Source organism: Blastochloris viridis (genome assembly GCF_001402875.1).
GTDB lineage: Bacteria > Pseudomonadota > Alphaproteobacteria > Rhizobiales > Xanthobacteraceae > Blastochloris > Blastochloris viridis.
Map to the genome: position 1 here is coordinate 3,620,096 of NZ_CP012946.1, position 21,199 is coordinate 3,641,294.

A 21,199-nucleotide genomic window follows, 5' to 3' on the forward strand; every position below is an offset into this window, starting at 1 on the left:
GAATCGGGCGACCAGGATCTGCGACCAGAATCTGCAACCAGGATAGCGCGACCGGAGCGGCCGCGTCGCCGGTTGCCGTGGCAGACATGGCGCGCCGACGCCATTGGGGCTATGCACGAAAGCGGACACACGACCATGAGTTCCCTCGAACGATCCGACGGCGCCGACGATTCGGCCCGCGCCGGCTTCGCCGGCCGGCTGGCGGCGGCGCGCCGGGTCCTGCTCGCCGCAGCCCTGGCCGGGGGTATCGGCGTGGTGGCGGGCGGGCTCGATCCCGTCGTCGCCATCGCCGGCTTCGGCGTGGTGGCGGCCGCGGCGCTGCTGCCCGGGCGGGCACGGCGGCGGGACCTTTCCGTGGCGTCGAGCCAGACCCAGCCGCCGGTGCCCGACGACCGCCTCGCCCGACTGGTGGCGGCGCTGCCGGACGCGGCACTGCTGGTCGACCGCCGCGCCATCGTGCTGGCCGCCAATGCCCGGATCGAGGCGGCCGCCGGCCCGCCGCAGCTCGGCGAGCCGCTGTCGTTCACGCTGCGCATTCCCGAGGTGCTGGAAGCGGTGCGCGCGGTGGCCGGCGGCGGCCCGGCCCGGCGCGTCGAGTTCCAGGCCCGCATTCCGGTCGACCGCTGGTTCGAGGCCCACGTCGCCCCGGTGCGGTTTTCCGAACCCGCGCCCGAGGCCGCGGCGGCGGCCAGTTCGCCCGACGTGGTGCTGGTGATGCTGCGCGACCTGACCCAGCAGCGCCGGCTGGAGCAGATGCGGGCCGATTTCGTCGCCAATGCCAGCCACGAGCTGCGCACCCCGCTGGCCTCGCTGTCCGGCTTCATCGAAACCCTGCAGGGGCCGGCCCGCAACGACGTCGCCGCGCGCGAGCGCTTCCTCGGCATCATGGCCGAGCAGGCCAAGCGGATGTCACGCCTGATCGACGATCTTCTGTCGCTGTCGCGGATCGAGCTCAACCTTCACATCCGCCCGGAACGGCGGGTCGATCTCGTCCATGTCGTGCGCGAGGTGATCGACGCGCTCGGCCCGCTCGCCGAGGAGCGCGGCGTCGCGCTCCGCCTCATCGAGCAGGCGCCGAGCCTGCCGGTGCAGGGCGACCGCGACGAGCTGATCCGGGTGTTCGAGAACCTGGTCGAGAACGCGCTGAAATACGGCGGCAGCGACAAGGGCATCGAGATCGTCTGCGCCGCGAGCGCGCGCGAGGACGGCACCCGCGAGGCGGTGGTGTCGGTGATCGACTACGGCCCCGGCATCGCCCCGGAGCATCTGCCCCGCCTCACCGAGCGGTTTTACCGGATCGACGTGCCGCGCAGCCGCGAGCAGGGCGGTACCGGGCTCGGGCTCGCCATCGTCAAGCACATCGTCAACCGCCACCGCGGACGCATGGCGATTACCAGCGACGTCGGCCGCGGCACCGCCTTCGTTATCCGGCTCGATTTGGCACATAGCCCGTTAAGCGGCTGAAACCAAAGCCTTATCAATACGATCGACTGTCACATAGGCTTCACGAGAGGGTCATACAAGCGTGGGAGCGGACCTGTAGCACTGTCCGCGCCAGAAGAGCCCTGCCCGCCGCCCGGAGGCGGTCATCGTGGTCGGCTCGCAACGCAAGGAGATCTACCGTGAAGCTCACGACTTTCGCCAGCGCGCTCGCGCTCGTGGCGGCCGGCGCCCTCGTGTCCGGCACGGCCGAAGCTCGCGACCGCATCCAGGTGGTCGGCTCCTCGACCGTCTTCCCGTTCACCACCGCGGTCGCCGAGCGCTTCGGCCAGAAGTCCGGCAAGGCGCCGATCGTGGAGTCGACCGGCACCGGCGGCGGCATGAAGCTGTTCTGCGCCGGCGTCGGCGCCAACACCCCGGATGCGTCGAACGCCTCGCGCCGCATCACCAAGTCCGAATTCGACACCTGCAAGCAGAACGGCATCACCCCGATCGAGGTGAAGGTCGGCTTCGACGGCATCGTGCTCGCCAACTCCAAGAAGGCGCGTGAGATCGACGTCACCCTCGAGCAGCTCTACCTCGCCCTCGCCGCCGAAATTCCGGGGCCGGACGGCAAGCTGGTGAAGAACCCGAACGAAAAGTGGTCGGACGTCGCGGCGAACCTGCCGAACCAGAAGATCGAGGTGCTCGGCCCGCCCCCGACTTCCGGCACCCGCGACGCCTTCAACGAAATGGCGATGGAAGGCGGCTGCAAGTCGGTGCAGAAGCGTCTCGGCATCAAGATCGAAGCCAAGCAGTGCATGCAGATTCGCGCCGACGGCGCCTATATCGAAGCCGGTGAGAACGACAACATCATCGTCCAGAAGCTCGACTCCAACCCGAATGCCTTCGGCGTGTTCGGCTATTCGTTCCTTGAGGAGAACCAGGACAAGATCCAAGGCTCCAAGATCAACGGCGTCGAGGATAGCGTCGACAACATCGCCTCGGCCCAATACCCGCTGTCGCGCTCGCTCTACATCTACGTCAAGAAGGAGCACCTCGGCGTGATCCCGGGGCTGCAGGACTTCCTCAACGAGTACGTCTCCGAGGCCGCGTTCGGCGAAGACGGCTACCTGGAGAAGAAGGGCCTGGTGCCGCTGCCGAAGGCGGACCGCGACGCCGTCGCCAAGGCCGCCCGCGCCGGCACCGGCCTCGCCGGCCTGTGACGAAAGCGGGGCTTGCGTCAGCACGCGGTTCGAAGGCCTGATCGGCCGGAAACCGTATCCGCGAGCGCAGGCCCCTGTCGCGTGCCGCATCCGGCCCCGCGCCGGATGCGGGGCGCCTGACGGCGCCGACGAATCTGCGATCGGAACCCACGGCCGGCTGCCGCTGCCGTTGGTACGACACGGGCGGGCCGGCTGGCCGGATGCGGTGAGCAGACCCGGTCGAGAGCGTGTTCTGCAACGGTGGCAACAGCTTTGCGGACGACAGCGCGACAACCCAACCTTGGAGCACCCGGCCGGCCGCATTGGTCCGGCCGATGCTCTGGTGGTTCGATCCCGGCGGCTGAATTCGCAGACGTCGGGACAAATCGGCCCACAAGCTTTTGAGTCTGTGGGTGAAATTCACCGGACGCCCGGACGCCTCGCGGCACTGGGCACCCGGTTTCATCCACTAGCCCGGCGGACTTGTCGATGATCTTCTGGATGTTCGTGAGCGTGTTCGCGCTGGCCTTGGCCTGCATCGTCCTCGGCCGCAACCGAGCGCTCGGCGTGGTGAATGGCGAGTTCTCGAAACTCCATTCGCTGCCCACCTATCACGGCGGCTGGCTGGCGCTGGTCTGCGCCGGGCCCGGCTTTATGCTGGTCGTGCTGTGGACGCTGATCGTTCCGCGGATCGAACGCATCATCATCTTCGACCGGTTCTCCGACCGCATCGGCGGGCTGGGGCCGGCCCAGCTCGAGGGCATGTGGCGCGACGTCCGCGCCATGGTCGAGGGCGGCGTCCCCGGCATCCAGGACGCGCTGCGCGCGGAGGCGGCGCAGAGCTATGCCAGCCTCCACGCCGGCTCCACGGCGATGCTGGCGGTGCTGCTCGCCATCGTGCTGGCGGTCGGCTTCGCCTATGGCTGGCGCAAGATCGCGCCGCCATTCCGCGCCCGCCACCGGGTCGAGGGCGCGGTCAAGGTGTTCCTGGTCGCCTGCGCCATCTTCGCCGTTCTCATCACCATCGGCATCGTGTTCTCGCTGATCGCGGAGTCGCTGCGCTTCTTCACCTACGTCTCGCCGATCGACTTTCTGTTCGGCCTGTCCTGGACGCCGCAGCAGATGGCGTTCCGCGCCGACCAGGTCGGCGGCGAGGCGGCGTTCGGCTTCCTGCCGCTGCTGGCCGGCACCCTGCTGATCACCGCGATCGCCATCGCGGTGGCAGCGCCGATCGGTCTTCTGTCGGCGATCTACCTGTCCGACTACGCCTCCAAATCGGTGCGTGCCGTCGGCAAGCCGGTGCTGGAGGTGCTGGCCGGCATTCCGACCGTGGTCTACGGCTTCTTCGCGGCGCTGACGGTGGCGCCCGCCATCCGCGACGCCGGCACCCAGCTCACGCTCGACGTGTCGTCGGAAAGCGCGCTGGCCGCCGGCGTGGTGATGGGCATCATGATCGTGCCGTTCGTGTCCTCGCTGTCAGACGACGTCATCAACGCGGTGCCGCAGACGCTGCGCGACGGCTCGCTGGCGATGGGCGCGACCAAGTCGGAGACCATCCGCAAGGTGGTGCTGCCGGCGGCGCTGCCGGGCATCGTGTCCTCGCTGATCCTGGCGGTGAGCCGCGCCATCGGCGAGACCATGATCGTGATCATGGCCGCCGGCCTTGCCGCCAACCTCACGCTCAACCCGCTGGAAGCGGTCACCACCGTCACTGTTCAGATCGGCACGCTTCTGACCGGCGACCAGGAGTTCGACAGTCCCAAGACGCTGGCGGCGTTCGCGCTCGGCCTCGCCTTGTTCCTCATCACCCTCGTCCTCAACATGATCGCGCTGCGCGTGGTCAACCGTTATCGGGAACAATATGAGTGACGTCGCGCTGCCCGGGACGGGCACTCCAACCATCACCCCCGAGGTCCACCAGACCGCGGCTGCCAAGGCCCGCCTGAAGAAGCGCTACCGCGCCGAGGCCCGCTTCAAGGCCTACGGACTGACGGCGATCCTGTTCGCCGTCACCTTCCTGGCGGTGTTCCTCGCCACCATCTTCATGCAGGGCGTGCCGGCGTTCTTCCAGAACTACGCCGCGCTGGAGGTCGATCTTCGCAAGGACAAGATCGACCCGGACGGCAGCCGCGATCCGCGCGCGATCGGCAATGCCGACTACGACGCGCTGGTGCGCGAGGCGCTCTATGCCGAGTTCCCGGGCGTGACCGGCCGGCCGGACCGCCGCGCGCTGCAGTCGGTGCTGTCGACCGGCGCCCCGGTGCTGCTGCGCCAGCAGGTGCTGGACAATCCGGACTGGATCGGCACCCGCCATCGGGTGTTCGTGCCGGTCGACGACGTCGCCGACATGTTCTTCAAGGGCCTGATGACCCCGGTCGAGACGCGGCCCGGCCTCGGCGAGATCGGCGTCTCCGGCACCACCGGCACGGTGCAGCTGTCCTCCACCATCAACAATTTCGAGGCGGTGGTGACCGAGGTGAAGGCCGAGCTGCGCGCGGCGGCCGATCGGGCGCGGGCCGACCTCGCCGGCAAGGAGCGCGTGGTGGTGCATCTGGAGCGCGACATCGCCCAGCTGCGCAGCCGCCCGACTTCGCCCGCCAACGAGGCGCGCATCCAGACCGAGAGCCGCGCGCTCGATTCCACCCGCCACGACGCCGCCGAACTGCGCACCCGTGCCGAGGCGCTGGAGGCCCGCGCCGCCGCCGCCGACGAGCGCGAAGCGCTGGAGCGCTCGATCCCGAGCTATTTCGTCCGCATCCATGGCGGCGTGATCAAGCTCACCGCGCTGTCCAGCGCCACGGCCGAGGGCCAGGTGATCGTGCCCCTGACCTCGGACGCCGTCGCCGGTCCCGGCGAATGGCAGATCATGCGCTTCGCGGTGCCGGAGGCCAGCCGCCGCATCGGCGACCGCGAGATCGTGTTCCTCGAACTCCTCAAGGAACGCGGCATGATCGAGCAGCGCATCTCGCGCGAGTTCTTCACCGGCGGCGCCAGCCGCGAGCCGGAGATGGCCGGCGTCTGGGTCGCGATCGTCGGCTCCATCCTGACGCTGGCGGTCACGCTGGGGCTGGCGTTCCCGGTCGGCGTCGCCGCCGCGGTGTACCTGGAGGAGTTCGCGCCTAAAAACCGCTTCACCGAGCTGGTCGAGGTCAACATCAACAATCTCGCCGCGGTGCCCTCGATCATCTATGGCCTGCTCGGCCTTGCGGTGTTTCTCAACTTCTTCGACATGCCGCGCTCGGCCCCGCTGGTCGGCGGCCTGGTGCTGGCGCTGATGACGCTGCCGATCATCATCATCGCCTCGCGCGCCGCCATCCGCGCGGTGCCGCCCTCGATCAAGGAGGCCGCGCTCGGGGTCGGCGCCTCGCACCAGCAGGCGGTGTTTCACCACGTGCTGCCGCTGGCGATGCCGGGCATCCTGACCGGCACCATCCTCGGCATGGCTCACGCCCTCGGCGAAACCGCGCCGCTGCTGATGATCGGCATGGTGGCGTTCGTGGTCGACCTGCCCAAGGGCTTCACCGACGCCGCCACCTTGCTGCCGGTCCAGATCTTCATGTGGGCCGACTTCCCCGAACTCGCCTTCCAGCAGAAGACCGCCGCCGCGATCATCCTGCTGCTGGCGTTCCTGATCTGCATGAACGCTTTCGCCATCGTGCTGCGCAAGCGCTTCGAGCGCCGCTGGTGACAGGCGGCATGCCGGACAGCAGCATGAATCCTTTCGGAGTATATTGATGACCACGATGCCGAACTTTGAAACGGCCGCTTCCGGAACGGCGCAGCCTCATCTCGACCGCCCGGCCAAGGTCGTCGCCAAGGGCGTGAACGTCTATTACGGCGACAAGCAAGCGCTGAAGGAGGTGTCGATCGAGATCGCCGCCCGCGCGGTGACCTCCTTCATCGGCCCGTCCGGCTGCGGCAAATCGACCTTCCTGCGCTGCATCAACCGGATGAACGACACCATCGCCAACTGCCGCGTCGCCGGCCACATCACCATCGACGGCCAGGACATCTACGATTCCTCGCTCGACGTGGTGCAGCTGCGCGCCCAGGTCGGCATGGTGTTCCAAAAGCCCAACCCGTTCCCGAAATCGGTGTTCGAGAACGTCGCCTACGGCCCGCGCATCCACGGCCTCGCCCGCAGCAAGGCCGACCTTGAGGAGGTCGTGATCTCCAGCCTGCAGAAGGCCGGGCTGTTCGAGGAGGTCAAGGACCGGCTCGACGACCCCGGCACCGGGCTGTCCGGCGGCCAGCAGCAGCGCCTGTGCATCGCCCGCGCCATCGCGGTGTCGCCGGAGGTGATCTTGATGGACGAGCCGTGCTCGGCGCTCGACCCGATCGCAACCGCCAAGATCGAGGAATTGATCGACGAGCTGCGCGAGAACTACACCATCATCATCGTCACCCACTCCATGCAGCAGGCGGCGCGGGTGTCGCAGCGGACGGCCTTCTTCCATCTCGGCGTGCTGGTCGAGGACGGCCATACCGACGTCATCTTCACCAACCCCAAGGACCGCCGCACCCTCGACTACATCACCGGCCGGTTCGGTTGAACCGCGCGGAGGAATTCATGACGGAACATACCGTGCGCTCATACGACACCGATCTGGTCGAGCTGCGCCAGCGCATCGCCGAGATGGGCGGGCTCGCCGAAAAGATGCTGAGCGAGGCGATGCAGGCTCTGCTCAAGCGCGATCTCATCCTGGCCCAGACCGCCATCGTCGCCGACCGCCGGCTCGACCTGCTGCAGCGCGAGGTCGAGGACAAGGCGGTGCTCACCATCACCAAGCGTCAGCCGGTGGCCTCGGACCTGCGCGAGATTGTCGCCGCGATGCGGCTCGCCAGCGACATCGAGCGCATCGGCGACCTCGCCAAGAACATCGCCAAGCGCGTGGTGGCGATGAACGGCGAATACCCGCCGCTCAAGGTGGTGTTCGGCGCCGTCAATTTGTCGACCCTGGTGCTGGCGCAGCTGAAGGACGTGCTGGACGCCTACGCCCAGCGCAGCGTCGAGCTGTCGCTGGAGGTGTGGAAGCGCGACGACGAGGTCGACGCCCTCTACACCTCGCTGTTCCGCGAGCTTCTGACCTACATGATGGAAGACCCGCGCAACATCACCTTCTGCACCCACCTGTTGTTCTGCGCCAAGAACATCGAGCGCATCGGCGACCACGCCACCAACATCGCCGAGACCGCCTACTACCTCGTCACCGGTGAAGCGCTGCCGGGCGAGCGCCCGAAGATCGACACCACTGCCATCTCCCCCTTGCACGCGGCGGCAGACTCGTGAGCTTCGAACACACCACCACCGGACCGCGCGCGATGAGCACCAAGATTCTCATCGTCGAGGATGAGGAGCCCCTGACCCTCCTCCTGCGCTACAACCTCGAAGCCGAGGGCTACGACGTCGACGCCGTCGGCCGCGGCGACGAGGCCGAGACCCGGCTGCGCGAGCGCCTGCCCGACCTGGTGTTGCTCGACTGGATGCTGCCGGGCCTGTCCGGCATCGAGCTGTGCCGGCGCCTGCGGGCGCGGCCGGAAACCCAGCGGCTGCCGGTGATCATGCTGACCGCCCGCGGCGAGGAATCGGAGCGGGTGCGCGGGCTCGCCACCGGAGCCGACGATTATGTCGCCAAGCCGTTCTCGGTGCCGGAACTGCTCGCGCGCATCCGCGCGCTGCTGCGCCGCGCCAAGCCCGAGCACGTCGCCATGCTGCTCCGGTTCGGCGACCTCGAGCTCGACCGCGAAACCCGCCGCGTCCACCGCGCCGGCCGCGAGATCCACCTGGGCCCGACCGAGTTCCGCCTGCTCGAATTCCTGATGCAGTCGCCCGGCCGCGTCTTCACCCGCGAGCAGCTGCTCGACGGGGTGTGGGGCCACGACGTCTATATCGACGAGCGCACGGTGGACGTCCACGTCGGCCGCCTGCGCAAGTCGATCAACCGCGGCCGCGAGCCCGACCCGATCCGCACCGTGCGCGGCGCCGGCTATTCCTTCAACGAGCTGTTCGCCCGCAGCGCGTGACCTTCGCCACCGCCGGGCCGCTGACGACGACGTGATTGGCAGCCGCGGCGGGTTCGGTGCGACAAATCGGCTCCGGTAATACCGGCGGCCGCCGCCGTTGGTTCCGATCGCAGATTTTCGTGAAATCATTGATTTCGGGAACGAAAATCTGCGAACTTCAACGGCCCCATGCGTCAGCATCCGGGGCCGTTGGTATAGGCTGATCCGGAACCGCTCCAATGGCGTGACCGCGCCGGCCTGTGGCAGAAGCAACTCGATGGCGCGATGGCTGCACCAGATCCTGACGTTTTGCCTCGCGATCGCGCTGATCGCGGGCGCGATGGTGCCGTCGCCGATGGCGGCAAGCCGGATCGCGACCGGCCTTGACAGCCTGACGCCAGCCGCCAGCGCCGACCTCGCCACGGCCGACCTTGCCGCACCCGACGCTGCGCCGTGCCACGGTGCGGCGATGGCGATGGCGGGCGATGACGGCGGCGGCAATGCCGCGCCGCCGGCGGGCCATCGAATGCCGGCCTGCCCGCTGATGGCGTGCTGCATTGTCACCGTGCCCGCGCTGCCGACCGGCGCGGCCGGCATCGGTGCGCCGGTCACCGCCGGCACGGTGCTGCGGCTTGTGCTGGAGCGCGCCGGCGACGGCCACATCCCCTCGCCGCTGCCGAAGATTCCCCGAGCCTGAGCGACGCGTTGCGCGGCCACTTGGCCGCGAGCCGTCCCGCGTGCCGAGCGGCCGCGGGCACGGATGACGTTTCCTCACATCTCGGAGATTTCCATGTTCGCCTCAAATTTCGGGCGCGCCACCGCGCTCGCCCTGGCGCTCGCCTCGGTTTCGTTCGCCACCGCCGCCCGCGCCGACATCAAGGACTATGAGTTCCAGCTGGTCGAGCCTCAGCTCAAGACCGGCGAGGCCATCGTCGCGCTGCGCGTGGTGCACAAGCCGACCGGCAAGCCGGTGCCGGACGCCGTGATCTTCTCCAAACGGCTCGACATGGCGCCGGACAACATGGCGGGGATGACCGCGCCGCTGGAGCCGCTGCCGGCCACCGAGCCAGGCGTCTACCGCTTCAGGACCGACCTCACCATGGCCGGGCGCTGGCAGCTCTCGGTCGCCGCCAAGCTGCAGGGCGAGGACGGCACCTTGCAGAGCCGGCTGATCGTCAAGGCCCTGCCATGAGGCAGGCCATCGTCGTCGCCACCCTCGCCGCGATCGCCGCGGCGGGGGGAGGCTACCTTGTCGGTCAGCGCGGCGCGGCGCCCTCCCAGCCCGCCACGTCCCAGCCGGCGAGCGGGCCCGTGCTGTATTGGCGCCACCCCGACCAGCCGCGCTACGCCGCCGCGCCGCAGCACACCGACGACCACCGCGCCTATCTGCCGGTGCGGGCCGGCGAGGACGTCTCGTTCGACGATCCTCCGGCTGCCGCCGTGGCCGGCGGCCCGCGAAAAATCCTCTACTACCGCAACCCGATGGGGCTGCCGGACACCTCGAAGGTGCCGAAGAAGGACCAGATGGGGATGGACTACGTCCCCGTCTACGACGGCGAGGCTGACGACGGCTCGGTCCGCCTCACCGCGGCGAAGATCCAGAAGCTGGGGGTGCAGTCGGCGCCGGCCGAGCGGCGCCGGCTCGGCCGCGTTGTGCGGGCGGCGGGCGTCGTTGCCGTCGACGAGCGGCGCGCGAGCGTGGTGTCACTGCGCTTCGATGCCTGGATCGAGAGCGTCGCCAACGTCACCACCGGCGACACCGTGCGCCAGGGCCAGCCGCTGATGCGGGTCTACGGCCCCGCGCTTGCCACCGACGCCGCTCAGTACGCCTCGGTGCTAGCGGGCAGCGCCGCCGCCTACGGCCCGACGGGAGCGAAGGGCGCCCGCCAGCGGCTGGAAAACCTCGCGGTGCCGGCAAGCTACATCGCCGCGCTCGAGCGCACCCGGCAGGTCGCGCTCAGTCTCGACTGGCCGGCGCCGCGCGACGGCGTGGTGCTGACGCGGAGCGCGGTCGAGGGCATGAAGGCCCCGGCCGGCGAGGTGTTGTTCCGCCTTGCCGACCTCGCCAAGGTGTGGGTGCTGGCCGACATGTCCGAAACCGACCTGCCGGCGGTGGCGCTCGGCCAGACCGCGCGGGTGCGGCCGCGCGGCGACCCGGACCACGCCTTCACCGGCAAAGTCGCGCTGATCTATCCGCAGATCAACAAGGAGACCCGCACCGCGCGGGTGCGCATCGAGCTCGACAATCCCGACCTCGTCCTGAAGCCGGACATGTACGCCGAGGTCGAGATCGACAGCGGCACCGGCGAGGCGGTGCTGACGGTGCCGGACAGCGCGGTGATCGATTCCGGCACCCGCCAGACCGTGATCGTCGACCGCGGCGAGGGCCGGTTCGAGCCCAAAAGCGTGGTGCTGGGGCGCCGCGGCAACGGCTATGTCGAAATCCGTGACGGCATCGACGACGGCGACTGGCTGGTGGTGAAGGCGACCTTCCTGATCGACGCCGAGAGCAACCTGACCAGCGCGCTGCGCGGGCTCACCGCGGGGGATGCGCGATGATCGCCCGCCTGATCGCGTGGTCGGCGCGCAACTTGGTGCTGATCCTGATCGCCACCGCCATGGCGGTCGCGGCCGGAAGCTATTCGCTGCGCCACCTGCCGCTCGACGCGTTGCCCGACCTGTCCGACACCCAGGTGATCGTGCTGACCGACGTTCCCGGCCAGGCACCGCAGGTGGTGGAGGATCAGGTCACCTACCCGCTCACCACCGCCATGCTGACGGTGCCGAAGTCGAAGGTGGTGCGCGGCTTTTCGTTCTTCGGCGTGTCGTTTGTCTACGTCATCTTCGCCGACGGCACCGACATCTATTGGGCGCGCTCGCGGGTGCTGGAATCCCTCAACGCCGCCGCCGCGCGGCTGCCGGCCGGGGTGACGCCGACGCTGGGGCCGGACGCCACCGGCGTCGGCTGGGTCTACCAGTACGCGCTGCTCGCCAAGGATTTGACGCTGGCCGAGCTGCGCTCGCTCCAGGATTGGCACGTCCGCTACGCCGCGGCCAAAGCGGACGGCGTGGCCGAGGTCGCCTCCGTCGGCGGCTTCGTCAAGCAGTACAACGTGGTGGTCGACCCGCGCCGGCTGCGCGCGCTCGGCATTTCGCTCGCCCAGGTGCGCGAGGCGATCCGCGCCTCCAACACCGACGTCGGCGGCCGCACCGTCGAGCTTGCCGAGTTCGAGTTCATGGTGCGCGGCCGCGGCTACCTCACCGGCGTGGCCGACCTCGAACAGGTGGTGCTGAAGGCCGAGGCCGGCACCCCGGTGCTGCTGCGCGACGTCGCCCGCATCGAGATCGGCCCGGACGAGCGGCGCGGCATCGCCGAGCTCAACGGCGAGGGCGAGGTCGCAAGCGGCGTGGTGCTGCAGCGCTTCGGCGCCAACGCCCTCGACGTCATCGCCAGCGTCAAGGCGACGCTCGCAGCATTCGCAACGAGCCTGCCGGCGGGGGTCGACATCGTGGCGGTCTACGACCGCTCCGAGCTGATCGAGCGCGCCATCGCCACGCTGAAATCGACGCTGATCGAGGAAAGCCTGATCGTCGCCGCGGTGTGCGTGGTGTTTCTCCTCCACGTCCGCAGCGCGCTGGTGGCGATCATCATGCTGCCGGTCGGCATCCTGATCGCGTTCGCCTTGATGAAGGCGCTCGGGCTCGGCTCCAACATCATGAGCTTAGGGGGCATCGCCATCGCCATCGGCGCCATGGTCGATGCCGCCATCGTGATGATCGAGAACGCCCACAAGCACCTGGAGCGCGCGCCGAAGGACAAGCCGCGGCTCGAGGTGCTGATCGAGGCGGCAGCTGAGGTCGGCCCGGCGCTGTTCTTCAGCCTGCTCGTCATCACCGTGTCGTTCCTGCCGATCTTCGCGCTGGAGGCGCAGGAAGGCCGGATGTTCCACCCGCTCGCCTTCACCAAGACGTTTGCGATGGCGGCGGCGGCGCTGCTGTCGGTGACGCTGGTGCCGGCGTTGATGGTGCTTTTCGTCCGCGGCCGCATCATTCCGGAGCAGAACAATCCCATCAACCGCGCGCTGATCTTGCTCTACCGGCCGATCATCGGCGCGGTGCTGAACGCCAAGGTCGTCACCATCGTGCTGGCGCTCGCCGTGCTCGGTGCAAGCTGGTGGCCGGCCAGCCGGATCGGAACGGAGTTCATGCCGACGCTGGACGAGGGCACGCTGTTCTACATGCCGACCACGCTGCCGGGGCTGTCGGTCACCACGGCGGCCGAGCTGCTGCAGACCCAGAACCGCATCATCAAGTCGTTTCCGGAGGTCGCCTCGGTGTTCGGCAAGGCCGGCCGCGCCAATAGCGCGACCGATCCGGCGCCGTTGGAGATGTTCGAGACCATCATCAACCTGAAGCCGCGGCCCGAGTGGCGTGCGGGCCTCACCGTCGATGGCCTGATCGCCGAGATGGACCGGGCGCTGCAGTTCCCGGGCGTCTCCAACTCCTGGACCATGCCGATCAAGGCCCGCATCGACATGCTGTCGACCGGCATCCGCACCCCGGTCGGCATCAAGATTCTCGGCCGTGACCTCGCCGAGATGGAGCAGGTGGCGCGGCAAGTCGAGGCGGCGGTGAAACGCGTGCCCGGCACCACCAGCGCCTACGCCGAGCGCGTCATCGGCGGCTACTACCTCGACGTGGTGCCGGACCGCGCCGCGCTGGCGCGCTACGGCCTCACCATCGCCGCGGTGCAGGAGGTGGTGGCGGGCGCGCTGGGCGGACAGACCGTCACCACCACCGTCGAGGGCCGCGAGCGCTACGGCGTCACCGTGCGCTATCCGCGCGACCTGCGCTCCGACCCCGAGGCGATCGCCCGCGAGGTGCTGGTGGCGCTGCCGAATGGCGGCGGCGCGGTGCCGCTCGGCGAGGTGGCGAAGCTCGAGCGCACGCGCGGCGCCACCACCATCCGCACCGAGAACGGCCAGCTCGCGCTCTATATCTTCGTCGACCTGCGCGAGCGCGACCTCGGCTCCTTTGTCGCCGACGCCAAGCGCGCGGTCGCCGGCGAAGTGACGTTCCCGCCCGGCACATTTGCTGTGTGGAGCGGCCAGTACGAGTATCTCGAGCGCGCCGCGGCGCGTCTCAAGGTGGTGGTGCCGGTGACGCTGCTGGCGATCTTCCTGTTGCTGTATCTCAACTTCCGCCGGCTGACCGAGACCCTGATCGTGATGGCCTCGCTGCCGTTCGCGCTGGTCGGCGGGCTGTGGCTGATGTGGTGGCTCGGCTTCAATTTCTCGGTCGCGGTGGCGGTCGGCTTCATCGCGCTGGCGGGCGTTGCCGCCGAAACCGGGGTGGTGATGCTGATCTATCTCGACCACGCCATGGCCGAGGTCCGCGCGAGGTGCTGCGCCGAGGGCCGGACGTTCGGCCGCGCCGAGTTGCACCGGGCGGTCATGCTCGGCGCGGTCGAGCGGGTGCGGCCGAAGATGATGACGGTGGTCGCCATCATCGCCGGCCTGTTGCCGATCCTGTGGAGCAGCGGCACCGGATCGGAGGTGATGCAGCGCATCGCCGTGCCGATGATCGGCGGCATGGTGTCGTCCACCGTGCTGACGCTGGTGGTGATCCCGGCGGTCTACGCTCTGGTCAAGAGCGTCGGCCTCCGCCGCGCCGCCGCGGCGTGATCCGCCCGACCGATCAGGCAGCGCTGGCGAGTTCGCCCGCCAGCGCCTTGTCGATCAGCGCCACCGTCTCAGGCACGCCGTAGATCGCCACGAACGAGCCGAACCGCGGCCCGCGCTCCTGGCCGAGCAGCAGGCGGTAGATCGCGCCGAACCATTCCTGCGACACGCCGGGGCGCTCCGGCGTCGCGCCCTTGGCTTTCAGGTCGTGGTAGCGCGGGATCGCCCGGCCGATGTCGTAGACCTTGACCTGGATGTCCTCGGCCGCGGTGTCCGGCGCCAGCGCCGCCAGCGCCGCGCGCAGCGCCTCGAGCGCGCCGCGCTCGACCTCGTCCGCCACCGCGAACCGCTTCGCCGGCTTGACGAAGTCGTGGTAGTAGCGCACCGCATAGCCGACCAGCTGGTCGAGCTTGGGATGGGTCGCGGGCGAGGAGCCCGGCGCGTAGCGCTGGATGAAGCCCCACAGCACCGCCTTGTCCTCGGCGTGCGACACCGAGGCGAGGTTGAGCAGCATCGAGAACGAGATCGGCACCTCGCTGTTCGGCGGCGCGCCGGAATGGATGTGCCACACCGGGTTCGACAGCTGCGTCCTGCCGTCCTGGCCGGGATACTTCTCGAGGTAGGTCAGATAGTCGTCGACGGTTTTGGGAATGACGTCGAAATAGAGCCGCTTTGCCGCCTTGGGCTGCTGGAACATGTAGAGCGACAGGCTCTCGGGGCTGGCATAGGCCAGCCACTCGTCGATGGTGAGGCCGTTGCCCTTGGATTTGGAGATCTTCTGGCCCTTCTCGTCGAGGAACAGCTCGTAATTGAAGCCCTCCGGCGGCGTGCCACCCAGCGCCCGGCAGATCTCGCCCGACAGCTTGACCGAGTCGATCAGGTCCTTGCCGGCCATCTCGTAGTCGATGCCGAACGCGGTCCAGCGCATCGCCCAGTCCGGCTTCCACTGCAGCTTGCAGTGGCCCCCCGTGACCGGGAGGGTGACGCGCTCAGCCGTTTCGGGGTCGTCGTAGGAGATGGTGCCGGCGTTCACGTCGCGCGCGACGATCGGCACCTGCAGCACCACCTTGGTGCGCGGGCAGATCGGCAGGAACGGCGAATAGCTCTGCGCCCGCTCCTGGCGGAGCGAGGGCAGCATGATCGCCATCACCTGATCGAACCGCTCCAGCACCGTCAGCAGCGTCTGGTCGAACCGTCCGGAGGTGTAGCAGTCGGTGGCCGAGACGAAGTCGTAGTCGAAGCTGAAGGCGTCGAGGAAGGCGCGCAGGCGGGCATTGTTGTGGGCGCCGAACGAGGAATGGGTGCCGAACGGGTCCGGCACCTTGGTCAGCGGCTTGCCGAGATTGGCGCCGACCAGCTCCTTGTTGGGGATGTTGTCCGGCACCTTGCGCAGGCCGTCCATGTCGTCGGAAAACGCGATCAGGCGAGTCTTGACGCGGTCTTCGGTGAGGATGCGGAAGGCATGGCGCACCATGGTGGTGCGGGCGACCTCGCCGAAGGTGCCGATGTGCGGCAGGCCGGACGGGCCATAGCCGGTCTCGAACAGCACTTCGTCCTTGGGCAGCCGTTTCAGCCGCTCGACCACTTTCCGCGCCTCCTCGAACGGCCAGGCGGTGGAGGATTCGGCGAGCGCCCTGAGGGCGGCGGCGGTTTCGGTGGTCATGGCATGTCCCTGATGGTCGCGCGGACATAAATCCCGCGCGGCGCCGGGGGTCAACGGGCGGCGACCCCGCCAGCGTCAAGCGTCAGAAAAAGCCGATCGGGAAATAGCGCAAATAGAGGTCGGTATAGACGCCCTTCTCCCACAGCTTCTGCAGCGCCCAATCGAACGCGCGACGAAGCGGCTCGTTGCCCTTGCGCACCGCGATGCCGACGCCCTCGCCGAAATAGCGGCTTTCGTAGAAGACGCCGCCGCGGAAGGCGCAGCAATTGGCCGAGGTGGTGCCGTTGAGCCAGAACGCCAGCTGGATGCCGTCGCCGAACAGGAGGTCGACCTGCTTGGCCTTCAGCGCCTCCTCGGCAGCCTCCAGGCTCGGAAACGGCTTGAGGCTGGTCTCGGTGAAGAAGGCGCGCAGATAGGCCTCGTGCGCGGTGCCGGCGACCACCGCCACCGAGCGGCCGATCACGGTTTCCGGCTTGAGGTCGACGAGGTCGAGGTCGGTGCGGGCGACGAAGCGGGCCGGGGTGCGGTAATAGCGGTCGGTGAAATCGGCCTTGGCGCGAGTCTGCGGGGTGATGGCGAGCGAGGCGACCACGGCGTCGCCGCGGTTCTCGTTCAGCGCGTCGAGCAGGGTGTCGAACCGGCGCACCTGGACGGTGCAGGCGACCTTCAGCTCCTCGCAGATGGCGCGGGCGAGGTCGACATTGAAGCCGGTCGGGTTGTTGTCGGCGCCCTTGAAGTTGAACGGCGGGTAATCCTCCTCGGTGAGGAAGCGGATCAGGCCGAGGCGGCCGAGGTCCGGCCGCTCGGGCCGCCGCTTGGGATCCCAGAAGCTCGGCACCCGCACGCCATCGCCCGGCCCGGCCGCCTGGGCGGGCAACAGCGGCGCCGCCAGTCCCAGCAGCGCCAGCACGGTGGCGAATACCCGCAGTCGTCGCATTGAGTTCAGCTCACACGCTCCGCGTTTGTCCGCAGTTTTCACGGCCGGCACGGTTGCAGACCATGCTCCCAGGCGCAAGCGGGCGGGGCAGCGTGTCGGCCAAATTCTCGTCGGATATTCGCGGGCCGCGGGCTGACGACGGCGCCGGCCTGCCGGTCGAGCTGCTGCCGCTGATCGATCGTCTGCCGCTCGAATGCCTGGTCGCCGCCGCGCAGCGGGCCGACCTCATCGCCGTCGGCGGTGATGAGGTCGTCATCGCCGCCGGGCTGATCGACCGCGACGCCTACGCCCGGCGGCTGGCGGCGTGGCTCGGCCTGCCGTTCGCCGAGCTGGCGGACGATGGCGGCGATGTTGGCGATGGCGATCTGCCGCCGCCGCGGCTCGAAGCCGTTGCGAGCGGCGTGGGCGCGGTGGCGCGCACCGCCGCCGGCCTTCGCATCGCCATCGCGCCGCGCGGCGTGATGATCCGGGAGTTGGTGCGGCTGGTGCATGCCCGGGCCAGCGGGACGGGCAACCTCGTGCTCACCACGCCTGACCGCTTCGAGGCCTATGTCACCCGGCGCGCCCGCCCCCGCCTCGGCGACGTCGCCGCGTTCGGCCTGCTGCGGCGGGCGCCGGACATGTCGGCCGCAACCCGGCGCGCGCAACATTACCGGCCGGTGGCGGTCGCCGGCGGCGTGGCGGCGCTCGCCGTGCTGATCGCCGCAGACATCGCCGCGGTGGCAGCGCACGTCGCGCTGTCGCTCGTATTCCTGGGCTGGATCGCGCTGCGTTGCCTGGCGCTGTTTTCTCCCGATCTGCCGCGCGGCCCGCCGCCGGCGTCCGAGCGCGCCTTGCCGGTCTATTCCATCCTGATACCGCTCTACCGCGAGGCCGGCATGGTGGCCGGGTTGCTGCGCGCGCTCGACGCGCTCGACTATCCGCGCGAGAAGCTCGACATCCTGATCGTGATCGAGCCCGACGATGCCGAAACGCGCTCCGCCGTGCTCGCCGCCGGCCTGCCCCGCCATGTCCGGCTGGTGGAGGCCCCCGCCGCGGGCCCGCGCACCAAGCCGAAGGCGCTCAACGCCGCGCTGCCCCTCGCGCGCGGCGCGCTGCTGGCGATCTTCGACGCCGAGGACCGGCCGGAGCCCGACCAGTTGCGGAAGGCGGCCGCCGCCTTTGCCGCCGGCGGCCCCGACCTCGCCTGCGTCCAGGCCCGGCTGGCGATCGAGAACGCGCGCGACGGCTGGCTGACCCGGCTGTTCGCCGGCGAATATGCCGGGCAGTTCGACGTGCTGCTGCCGATGCTGGTGGCCCAACGCCTGCCGGTGCCGCTCGGCGGCACCTCGAATCACTTCCGGCTGGCCACGCTGCGCCGGGTCGGCGGCTGGGATGCCTTCAACGTCACCGAGGACGCCGACCTCGGCATCCGGCTGGCCCGGTTCGGCTGGCGCACCGGCCTGATCGCCTCCACCACCTGGGAGGAGGCGCCGAGCCGGCTGCCGGCCTGGCTGAGGCAGCGCACCCGCTGGTTCAAGGGCTGGATGCAGACCTACCTGGTCCACATGCGCCAGCCGCGTCGGCTGGTCGGCGAACTCGGCTGGCTCGGCTTCGCCAGTTTCCAGCTCACGGTCGGCGGCACCGTGCTGTCGGCGCTGGTGCACCCGCTATTCGCCCTGCTGTTCGTGGCGCAGCTCGCCGGCGGGCTGCGGGCGCAGCACGGCGCGCTCGAGCTGGTGCTGGCGGGTCTCACCACCGCCACGCTGGTGGCGGGCTATGTCGGCTCGGCGACGCTGGCGCTGGCCGGCCTGACGCGGCGAGGGCTGATCGGAATCGGCTGGGTGTTCGCGTTCCAGCCGCTCTATTGGCTGCTGCTGTCGGCCGCGGCGTGGCGGGCGCTGTGGCAGCTGGCGGTCAACCCGTTCGGCTGGGAGAAGACCGAGCACGGCTTCGGCCGCACCTCGGTGCGGCGACCGCAGCGCCAGCGTCAGAAATAGCGCCTGAACTCGGCAGCCGCCGCCTCCGGCGGCCGCTTGAGGTTGAACGGCGCGACGAAGCGGCCGTCCTTGTCCATGAGGTAGACCACCGCGGTGTGGTCCATGGTGTAGTCGCCGCTCGCGAGCGGCACCTTCTTGGCATAAACGCGGAAGGCGCGAACGATGTCCGCCGTCGCCGCCGCATCGCCGCGGAGGCCGAGAATGCGGGGGTGGAAGGAGCCGAGATAGCTCGCCAGCACCTCGGACGTATCGCGCTCCGGATCGACGGTGACGAACAGGGCCTGGGTCCGGCTGGCGTCGGCGCCGAGCCGCCCCATCATCTCCGACACCTCGAACAGCGTGGTCGGGCAGATGTCGGGACAATGGGTGAAGCCGAAGAACACCAGGATCGGCATGCCCCTGAAATCGCCCTCGGTGACGGTGCGGCCGTCGTGGGCGGTGAGGCGGAACGGCCCGCCGACAGCGGAGGCCGACGCCGAGCTGCCGCGCTCGCCGTTCATCAGCCACAGGCCGACGCCGGCCCCAGCGAGAATGCCGACCGCCGCCAGCACGACGAACACAACGGTTCTGCGCATCAGGCCACCCGTTCAGAAACAGGCCGACAACCCGGCCGTTACCAGCTCGTAGAACACCGCGCCGCCCTGAGTCGTCCACAACAGCCCGGCGCCGAGGCCGACGCCGAACGCCGCAACGGCCGCGCTCGCGACCATCGCCCACCGCCATGCCGGCCTGGCTGCCGACCGACCAGGGACGTCGCCTGCCTGGGTCATGGCCCGATTATGGCCAGACGCCAGGGTGCCGTCCATCCGTCGCAGCGCCGGCCGCAATTGCCGACCGCGGCGTGCCGGAACGATATCGTGGCGACTACGGTTGTCATGGCTCTTGTCGAACGCCGCATCCTGTCCTCTTAGTTGCGTATTGCAGGGTCAGGTTGCCGCAGCGACAATTTGTGGCATGGATGCGGTATGGTGAAACCGCCGGCCATGCCATCGCGGGCGGACGGGGCGGCGAGGATGGCGTCATGGCGTCGCGTTGGCTTGTGTGGGCGGCATCCGGAGTTTTTGTCGCGGCAGTCGGCCTGATCTGGAACGCGGCCAACGAGTTCGACGTCTGCCGGCTGCGATCGGACGAGACGACGGTGCTGGCGTGCGCGAAGGTGCTGCCGGCCGGCCTTGCCTCGCGCCGCGGCGATTCGACCGGCCGCGGTTCTGCCGTCCTGCGCCACGACGCCGGACCGGTGGTGGCCAACACCACGGCCGCTCGCACCCGCCAGGAGCGGCCGAGCGGCACCGTGCCGCCCGGCGCCGCCAACAGCTCGCCGGGGAAAATCCGCACCGCCAGCCTCGACGCCGCGACGGCACGGCCCGAGGCGGTGGCCGCGATCACCGGCCGCGGTAACGTCCAGCTCGATGCCGGCCAGTTCGACCGCGCCATTGCGGCCTATGACGAGGCCATCCAGCTCGATCCCACTTCCGCCCAGACGCTCTACAATCGCGGGCTCGCCTATTGGGGCAAAGGCAGCGCCGACCGCGCCATCGCCGATTACAGCGCGGCGATCGAACTCGACCCGAGCTTCGCCGACGCCTTCAACAATCGCGGGCTGGCCTTGCGCGCCAGGGGCGAATTCGCCAAGGCGATCGCCGACTTCGACCAGGCGATCCGGCTCCATCCAAGCCACGCCGCAGCGTTCAACAATCGCGGCATCACCTACAAGGCCAGCGGCCAGCTCGACCGCGCCATCGCCGACTACGACGCCGCCCTTCGGCTCGACCGCGCGTTCGCCCCCGCCCTGTTCAACCGCGGCAACGCCTTCACCCGCCAGGGTCGGCTCGATCAGGCCATCGCCGACTATGACGAGGCAATCCGGCTCAACTCGGCCGCTGCCAACGCCTTCCACAACCGCGGCAACGTCTATCATGCCAAGGGCCAACTCGACCTCGCCCGCGCCGATTTCGGCCAGGCGCGGCGCCTGGCCGAGCCGCCGGCGGCCGAATCGAACCCCGAAGCCTCCAGCGCCAAGGTGCGGCGTGCCGAGGTATCACCGACGCGGCGGCCGCGGCCGAGCGAATCGGCGGCGGCCAGGCGCGACCGCGCCGAGGCGGCGCGGTCCGCTCGCGCGCGCGCATATTCGGCGCAGGCGCTGTCGGCCGGACCGTTCGCGCTGCTGGTGAACCTGTTCCGGCCGGCCGCCCCGCCACCGAAACGCTACCCGCCGAGGCGAAAACCCAACGCCGTCGGCCCGGCGAACTACGCCAGCGCCCTGCGGCTATTCCCGGCTTGGCGGTGAACGCAAGCCTTCGGCGCCACGCCGC

The 21,199-nt window shown here is 69.5% G+C and carries 17 protein-coding genes; 13 read left to right on the forward strand and 4 right to left on the reverse strand.

Annotated features, from left to right (window positions below):
- Positions 1-135: 135 nt before the first annotated feature.
- The 11 genes from BVIR_RS15685 to BVIR_RS15735 all read left to right on the forward strand — a co-directional run bounded on the left by BVIR_RS15685 (position 136) and on the right by BVIR_RS15735 (position 14,311).
- Complete coding sequence (locus BVIR_RS15685) at positions 136-1,464, forward strand: ATP-binding protein (protein ID WP_055038965.1); 1,329 nt, start codon at positions 136-138, stop codon at positions 1,462-1,464.
- Between the two features lie 158 nt (positions 1,465-1,622).
- Positions 1,623-2,645: a PstS family phosphate ABC transporter substrate-binding protein gene (locus BVIR_RS15690; protein ID WP_055038477.1), complete on the forward strand. Its 1,023-nt coding sequence runs from the start codon at positions 1,623-1,625 to the stop codon at positions 2,643-2,645.
- 468 nt (positions 2,646-3,113) lie between these two features.
- Positions 3,114-4,493, forward strand: coding sequence for a phosphate ABC transporter permease subunit PstC (pstC, locus tag BVIR_RS15695; protein ID WP_055038478.1), 1,380 nt, complete (start codon positions 3,114-3,116; stop codon positions 4,491-4,493).
- Positions 4,486-6,312 (forward strand): phosphate ABC transporter permease PstA, encoded by a 1,827-nt coding sequence (pstA, locus tag BVIR_RS17445; RefSeq protein ID WP_055038479.1) that lies wholly within the window; start codon positions 4,486-4,488, stop codon positions 6,310-6,312. The genes pstC and pstA overlap by 8 nt, the downstream gene beginning before the upstream one ends.
- A 46-nt stretch (positions 6,313-6,358) precedes the next feature.
- Entirely contained in the window at positions 6,359-7,177 is an 819-nt protein-coding gene (pstB, locus tag BVIR_RS15705) for a phosphate ABC transporter ATP-binding protein PstB (RefSeq protein ID WP_055038480.1), read from the forward strand.
- Positions 7,178-7,194: 17 nt separating this feature from the next.
- Positions 7,195-7,914, forward strand: a complete 720-nt coding sequence (phoU, locus tag BVIR_RS15710; protein WP_055038966.1) for a phosphate signaling complex protein PhoU — start codon at positions 7,195-7,197, stop codon at positions 7,912-7,914.
- Between the two features lie 32 nt (positions 7,915-7,946).
- Positions 7,947-8,648 carry a phosphate regulon transcriptional regulator PhoB gene (gene phoB / locus BVIR_RS15715; RefSeq protein ID WP_055038967.1) on the forward strand — a complete coding sequence of 234 codons (702 nt, stop codon included), beginning with the start codon at positions 7,947-7,949 and terminating at the stop codon, positions 8,646-8,648.
- A 256-nt stretch (positions 8,649-8,904) separates the two neighbouring features.
- Positions 8,905-9,324, forward strand: coding sequence for a hypothetical protein (locus BVIR_RS15720; RefSeq protein ID WP_055038481.1), 420 nt, complete (start codon positions 8,905-8,907; stop codon positions 9,322-9,324).
- Positions 9,325-9,417: 93 nt separating this feature from the next.
- Entirely contained in the window at positions 9,418-9,819 is a 402-nt protein-coding gene (locus tag BVIR_RS15725) for a FixH family protein (RefSeq protein ID WP_055038482.1), read from the forward strand.
- Positions 9,816-11,186 carry an efflux RND transporter periplasmic adaptor subunit gene (locus BVIR_RS15730; protein WP_055038483.1) on the forward strand — a complete coding sequence of 457 codons (1,371 nt, stop codon included), beginning with the start codon at positions 9,816-9,818 and terminating at the stop codon, positions 11,184-11,186. Before BVIR_RS15725 ends, BVIR_RS15730 begins: the two co-directional genes overlap by 4 nt.
- A complete protein-coding gene (locus BVIR_RS15735) occupies positions 11,183-14,311 on the forward strand; it encodes an efflux RND transporter permease subunit (protein ID WP_055038484.1) in 3,129 nt (1,042 codons plus the stop codon). The genes BVIR_RS15730 and BVIR_RS15735 overlap by 4 nt, the downstream gene beginning before the upstream one ends.
- Positions 14,312-14,324: 13 nt before the next feature.
- Here the strand turns inward: BVIR_RS15735 and BVIR_RS15740 are convergent, their stop codons facing one another.
- Both BVIR_RS15740 and BVIR_RS15745 read right to left on the reverse strand, forming a co-directional pair.
- Positions 14,325-15,971 (reverse strand): lysine--tRNA ligase, encoded by a 1,647-nt coding sequence (locus BVIR_RS15740; RefSeq protein WP_055038485.1) that lies wholly within the window; start codon positions 15,969-15,971, stop codon positions 14,325-14,327.
- An 82-nt stretch (positions 15,972-16,053) separates the two neighbouring features.
- Positions 16,054-16,908, reverse strand: a complete 855-nt coding sequence (locus tag BVIR_RS15745) for a transporter substrate-binding domain-containing protein (RefSeq protein WP_055038486.1) — start codon at positions 16,906-16,908, stop codon at positions 16,054-16,056.
- A gap of 62 nt (positions 16,909-16,970) precedes the next feature.
- Between BVIR_RS15745 and BVIR_RS15750 the strand changes: the two genes are divergently transcribed.
- A complete protein-coding gene (locus BVIR_RS15750) occupies positions 16,971-18,887 on the forward strand; it encodes a glycosyltransferase (protein ID WP_082781138.1) in 1,917 nt (638 codons plus the stop codon).
- Here the strand turns inward: BVIR_RS15750 and BVIR_RS15755 are convergent.
- Together BVIR_RS15755 and BVIR_RS17335 are read right to left on the reverse strand one after the other, a co-directional pair.
- Entirely contained in the window at positions 18,878-19,462 is a 585-nt protein-coding gene (locus tag BVIR_RS15755) for an SCO family protein (RefSeq protein ID WP_055038487.1), read from the reverse strand. The two genes, BVIR_RS15750 and BVIR_RS15755, sit on opposite strands and share 10 nt — an antisense overlap.
- A 12-nt stretch (positions 19,463-19,474) precedes the next feature.
- On the reverse strand, positions 19,475-19,597 hold the full coding sequence (locus BVIR_RS17335; protein ID WP_257720202.1) for a hypothetical protein: 123 nt from the start codon (positions 19,595-19,597) through the stop codon (positions 19,475-19,477).
- Positions 19,598-19,908: 311 nt separating this feature from the next.
- On the opposite strand from BVIR_RS17335, the gene BVIR_RS15765 reads away from it, so the two are divergent.
- A complete protein-coding gene (locus BVIR_RS15765) occupies positions 19,909-21,174 on the forward strand; it encodes a tetratricopeptide repeat protein (RefSeq protein ID WP_169788620.1) in 1,266 nt (421 codons plus the stop codon).
- Positions 21,175-21,199 lie beyond the last annotated feature (25 nt).